A 4,275-nucleotide genomic window follows, 5' to 3' on the forward strand; every position below is an offset into this window, starting at 1 on the left:
ATGGTGTAGGGCACGATATTCCAGCCCAGCGCGGTCGACACCAGATATGCCGCGAGCTCACGGCCGGCCAGCGTGCCGTCGGGGAAATCCCACAGCGGCGCCTCGCCCTTGATCGGCTTGTAGACACAGTGGGTCTGCTGGCCGCCGAGATCGGCCTCGCACAAGAACGTCGCGTTGCTGGCCGAGCGGATTCGCCCGATGACGGTCAACTCGCCGCGCCGCAATGCCTCGCAGTCGTCGCCTTCGCTAGCTGTCGGTGTCATCGTCGGATCCTGCAATCACCCCGCGGCGATATCCGTTGGTGCGCACACAGATGTGACCCGCCGGATCAAGCGGCTCGTCACACAGCGGACACGGCGGTCGCCCCGCCGAGATGACCCGGTTGGACCGGGTCGCGAACTGCCGGGCCGACTCCGGAGTCAGAAACACCCGCACCGCGTCGGGCCCCTCCTCGGCGTCGTCGAGTACCACCGACGCATCGAACTCGGTTTCGGACACCGCCAACAACTCGACCACCACGGTCTGGGCCTCCGAATCCCAACCCAGACCCATCGTGCCGACCCGGAACTCCGCGTCGACGGGTGTGACCAGCGGGCTGAGGTCGTCCACTTCGCCGGTCTCGGGCGGGATCGGGGTGCCGAACCGGCGGTTGATCTCCAGCAGCAGCGCAGCGATCCGCTCGGCGAGTACGGCCACCTGCTGCTTCTCCAGCACGACCGAGATCACCCGCTTGTCGTGAACGGCCTGCAGATAGAAGGTCCGGTTGCCGGGCTGTCCGACGGTCCCGGCCACAAAGCGGTCGGGCATGCGGAAGACGTGGATTGCGCGGGCCATGGCACCTTCCAAAATACCGTTACGGCCCGCTGTCAGTCGGTGGAGCCACCCACCACCGCGTCCCCGCTCGGTACGGCACCATGCTCGCCGCCGTCTTTCTCGCCACCGGAGTCGGTGGTCTTGGCCGGTTTGGCCAGCAGCGCAGCGGTCAGCGGGGCGCCGGTGTGATTGACGTGCAACACGAAGGGTCGTACCGCGGTGTACCGGATGACGCTCATCGACGCCGGGTCGGCCACGATGCGCTGGAAGCTGTCGAGGTGGGTGCCGAGCGCGTCGGCCAGCACCGCTTTGATCACGTCGCCGTGGGTGCAGGCCACCCACAGCGCGTCGCCGCCGTGCTCCTCGGCCAGCCGGCGGTCGTGCTCACGCACCGCTGCCACGGCCCGGGCCTGCACGTCGGCCAGCCCTTCGCCGTCGGGGAACACCGCCGCACTCGGCTGTTGCTGCACTACCTGCCACAGCGGCTCCGATGCCAGGTCCCCGAGTTTGCGGCCGGTCCAGGCGCCGTAATCCACTTCCGACAACCGCTCCTCGACGACGGGTTGCAGGCCCACCGCCGTCGCCAGTGGCTGCACGGTGTTCTCGCAGCGCAACAACGGTGAACGGATGATCGCGCGGAGGGGCAGCGACCCGATCCGCTCGGGCAGCGCCTGCGCCTGCGCGCGACCTTTGTCGTCGAGGTCGACGCCGGCGCTGCGGCCGGCGAGCGTGCCGGCGGTATTGGACGTGGACCTGCCGTGCCGCAGCAGAATCACGGTCATGTCGCTGCCACCACCCCTGTCGACAACAAAACGAGCACCACCACTCCCAGCATGATGCGGTAGCCGACGAACCAGTACATGCTGTGGGCGACCAAGAACCGCAGGAACCAGGCCACCGCGGCGAAGCCGACGACGAATGCGATGACCGTCGCCACCAACAACTGCGGTCCGTTGGCACTCATACCCTCTCCGGACGGATTGAACGCATCCGGCAGCGAGAACAACCCCGAGGCGAACACCGCCGGGATCGCCAGCAGAAACCCGAACCGGGCCGCCGCCTCCCGCTTGAGGCCGAGAAACAGGCCGGCACTGATGGTGGCCCCCGACCGCGACACTCCCGGAATCAAGGCCAGGCACTGCGCGAACCCCATGGTGATGGCGTCGCGCCAGGTGAGCTCTTCGATCGGGCGGCGCTTGCGTCCGAAGTACTCGGCAGCCGCGATCACCACCGAGAACCCGACCAACGCTGACGCGACCAGCCACAGATTGCGTGCACCGGTGCGGATCTCCTCGGTGAACACCAGACCGAATATCCCGATCGGAACGCTGGCGATGATCAGGTACCAGCCCAGCCGGTAGTCCGCGTCGCGCCGCTCGGCGGCGAAAAGCCCAGTGCACCAAGCTTTTACGATGCGAAAGATATCGCGGGCAAAGTACAGCAGCACGGCGGCTTCAGTACCCAGCTGGGAGACTGCGGTGAACGAGGCGCCCGCGTCGTCTGCGAAGAACAGTTGGGACGCGATGGCCAGGTGCCCCGAGGACGAGATGGGCAGAAACTCGGTGAGGCCCTGCAGTACCGACAAGACCACGACCTGCAGCCACGACATGGCCGGCGGAGCTGATTCCGCGGACGCAAGCAGCGAAACCACCTCAGTCACGACGATGACCGTACCGTGGGTGGCAGATCTACGCGCTCAGCGCGAGGGGCGCTCCACCGGTTGCGCGCTGGCCACCTCGTCGCGGACCGCGGCGGCCAGGCTGCGCTCGTCGCCGAGGTCGATGTCGGTCACCGTGCGGGCGGCCGCTGCGACCACGTCCTCGGCCTGCGGCACCGGGCCGGTCAGCCGGGGCCGGTACACCTCGACCACGAGCATCTGCCGTTCGATGTGAAACGAAAACGTTCGCCCGTCGCCAGTCTGGCCAAACCCGCTGGCGTGTACACCAGTGGAGATATCCTCGATAGCAAACTCGTCGGTGTCCAAATCCCGGTCTGCGGCGAGGGTCATAGTCGAACCATACCGCCGACATCGCGAGCTCACGGGGCGTACACGGCCATTTTCCGCAACGGACCGTGCCTAAACTGGCTGTCCGATCGATCTGTATCCGTCACGACTTGAGAGCTACCTTTGCCGCCTATCGCTAACACCGCAGGTCAGCGGATTCACGCCGGGTTCGCGATGGTGGCAATGCTCACACTGGTCGGTTGCACGGCCGATTCGATCGATTCCGCGCCACCCACCATCGCCCCGGCGTCGGCCGCCGTGTCGCCGCCGGCCACCGAGCAAGCCGACGGCACCGTGCAGCCGCTGCCCGGTGCCGCCCGGTCCGCATGGTTCGACGCAGCGACCCGATCCCTGGTGGTGCTGTCGCCCGACGTGATCCGCGTCGTGACCGCCGAGGGCGTCACCCAGGCGGTGGGCGTGCCCCCCGAAACGACCGCGATGACCGGCGACGGCCGGGGTCGGGTGTATCTGTCGATGCGCGGCGGCTACCTGCGGTTCGACATCGCCGACGGCGAACTGGCCCGGTTCGACGTTGCCGAGCAGTCGCAGATCCCGTTCACCGCGGTCGCCCGGCGCGCCGACGGCAACCTGGTGCTGGGCAGCGCGGACGGCGCGGTGTACACGCTCGCGTCCGACACCACGGTGGGCGCGCGGGTCGACGGCTTCGCCCGCATCGATGCCCTTGTCACCCAGGGCAATACGACGGTTGTCCTCGATCGCGGACAAACCTCGGTGACCACGCTCGACGGCGACGGCGCCCGGGAACTGCGCGCGCTGCGTGCCGGCGCGGGGGCCACCACCATCGCCGCCGACCCCGTCGGCCGGGTGCTCGTGGCCGACACCCGCGGCGGCGAACTGCTGGTGTTCGGCACCGATCCGCTGATCCTTCGGCAGCGCTACCCGGTAGCGGAGGCGCCGTATGGCCTGGCCGGCTCGTCCACGTTGGCCTGGGTGTCGCAGACGGCGACCAACACCGTCATTGGTTACGATCTGGCGACCGGCATCCCCGTCGAGAAGGTGCGTTATCGAACCGTGCAGCAACCCGACTCCCTGGCCTACGACGACAGTTCGGACACCCTCTACGTGGTGTCGGGATCTGGAGCCGGTGTGCAGGTCATCACCGATGCAGCGGGGCGCCGATGACCAGCGGCATGCATGCACAGCAGGGCCAGGCGATGCACCGCGCTCGTATGCCGGTCGGCTGGGAGAAGGTCGTCTCCGAAGACCTCTCCGAGGACTACGAGTGGGTGCCGTTGCGCCTGCCACCTGATGTGACCAGGCTCAACGCCTCGACCCGGCTGTCGATCGAAGCCGAGTACCGGGGCTGGGAGCTCACCCGGGTACGGCTCTACACCGATGGCAGTCGCAGGGTCTTGCTGCGTCGACGCAAGACCGTCGCGGACCGCAGCGACACCGCCGAGCGTCCGGCCCAGTGATCTACCGCGCGCTGCGCCGGG

The 4,275-nt window shown here is 68.0% G+C and carries 6 protein-coding genes and 1 pseudogene; 2 read left to right on the top strand and 5 right to left on the bottom strand.

All coding sequences use genetic code 11. The features are described from left to right. The 5 genes and pseudogenes from ACN269_RS32890 to ACN269_RS32910 form a co-directional block, all read right to left on the bottom strand. Positions 1-263 (bottom strand): annotated as a pseudogene (locus tag ACN269_RS32890) (phosphatidylinositol kinase); the annotation flags it as partial. Then, on the bottom strand, positions 247-834 hold the full coding sequence (locus tag ACN269_RS32895; RefSeq protein WP_421476957.1) for a DUF3090 domain-containing protein: 588 nt from the start codon (positions 832-834) through the stop codon (positions 247-249). The pseudogene ACN269_RS32890 and the gene ACN269_RS32895, both read right to left, overlap by 17 nt. 32 nt (positions 835-866) lie before the next feature. Beyond that, entirely contained in the window at positions 867-1,595 is a 729-nt protein-coding gene (locus tag ACN269_RS32900) for a histidine phosphatase family protein (RefSeq protein ID WP_421476959.1), read from the bottom strand. Next, the gene (locus ACN269_RS32905) at positions 1,592-2,422 is read right to left on the bottom strand and encodes an undecaprenyl-diphosphate phosphatase (protein ID WP_421476964.1); all 831 of its coding nucleotides are present in this window, start codon (positions 2,420-2,422) and stop codon (positions 1,592-1,594) included. The genes ACN269_RS32900 and ACN269_RS32905 overlap by 4 nt, the downstream gene beginning before the upstream one ends. A gap of 87 nt (positions 2,423-2,509) precedes the next feature. Further along, positions 2,510-2,821 (bottom strand): hypothetical protein, encoded by a 312-nt coding sequence (locus tag ACN269_RS32910; RefSeq protein WP_421476961.1) that lies wholly within the window; start codon positions 2,819-2,821, stop codon positions 2,510-2,512. Between the two features lie 255 nt (positions 2,822-3,076). On the opposite strand from ACN269_RS32910, the gene ACN269_RS32915 reads away from it, so the two are divergent. Both ACN269_RS32915 and ACN269_RS32920 read left to right on the top strand, forming a co-directional pair. Then, a complete protein-coding gene (locus ACN269_RS32915) occupies positions 3,077-3,961 on the top strand; it encodes a hypothetical protein (RefSeq protein ID WP_421476963.1) in 885 nt (294 codons plus the stop codon). 47 nt (positions 3,962-4,008) lie between these two features. Continuing rightward, entirely contained in the window at positions 4,009-4,254 is a 246-nt protein-coding gene (locus ACN269_RS32920) for a DUF5703 family protein (protein ID WP_421476966.1), read from the top strand. Positions 4,255-4,275: the final 21 nt, after the last annotated feature.

The sequence above is a fragment of the Micromonospora sp. WMMD736 genome (assembly GCF_049179015.1).
Classification (GTDB): domain Bacteria; phylum Actinomycetota; class Actinomycetes; order Mycobacteriales; family Micromonosporaceae; genus Micromonospora.

Coding starts and splice junctions, on each gene's coding strand:
- ACN269_RS32895 (WP_421476957.1), bottom strand. CDS start 834: ATGGCCCGCGCAATCCACGTCTTCCGCATGCCCGACCGCTTTGTGGCC.
- ACN269_RS32900 (WP_421476959.1), bottom strand. CDS start 1,595: ATGACCGTGATTCTGCTGCGGCACGGCAGGTCCACGTCCAATACCGCC.
- ACN269_RS32905 (WP_421476964.1), bottom strand. CDS start 2,422: ATGTCGTGGCTGCAGGTCGTGGTCTTGTCGGTACTGCAGGGCCTCACC.
- ACN269_RS32910 (WP_421476961.1), bottom strand. CDS start 2,821: ATGACCCTCGCCGCAGACCGGGATTTGGACACCGACGAGTTTGCTATC.
- ACN269_RS32920 (WP_421476966.1), top strand. CDS start 4,009: ATGCCGGTCGGCTGGGAGAAGGTCGTCTCCGAAGACCTCTCCGAGGAC.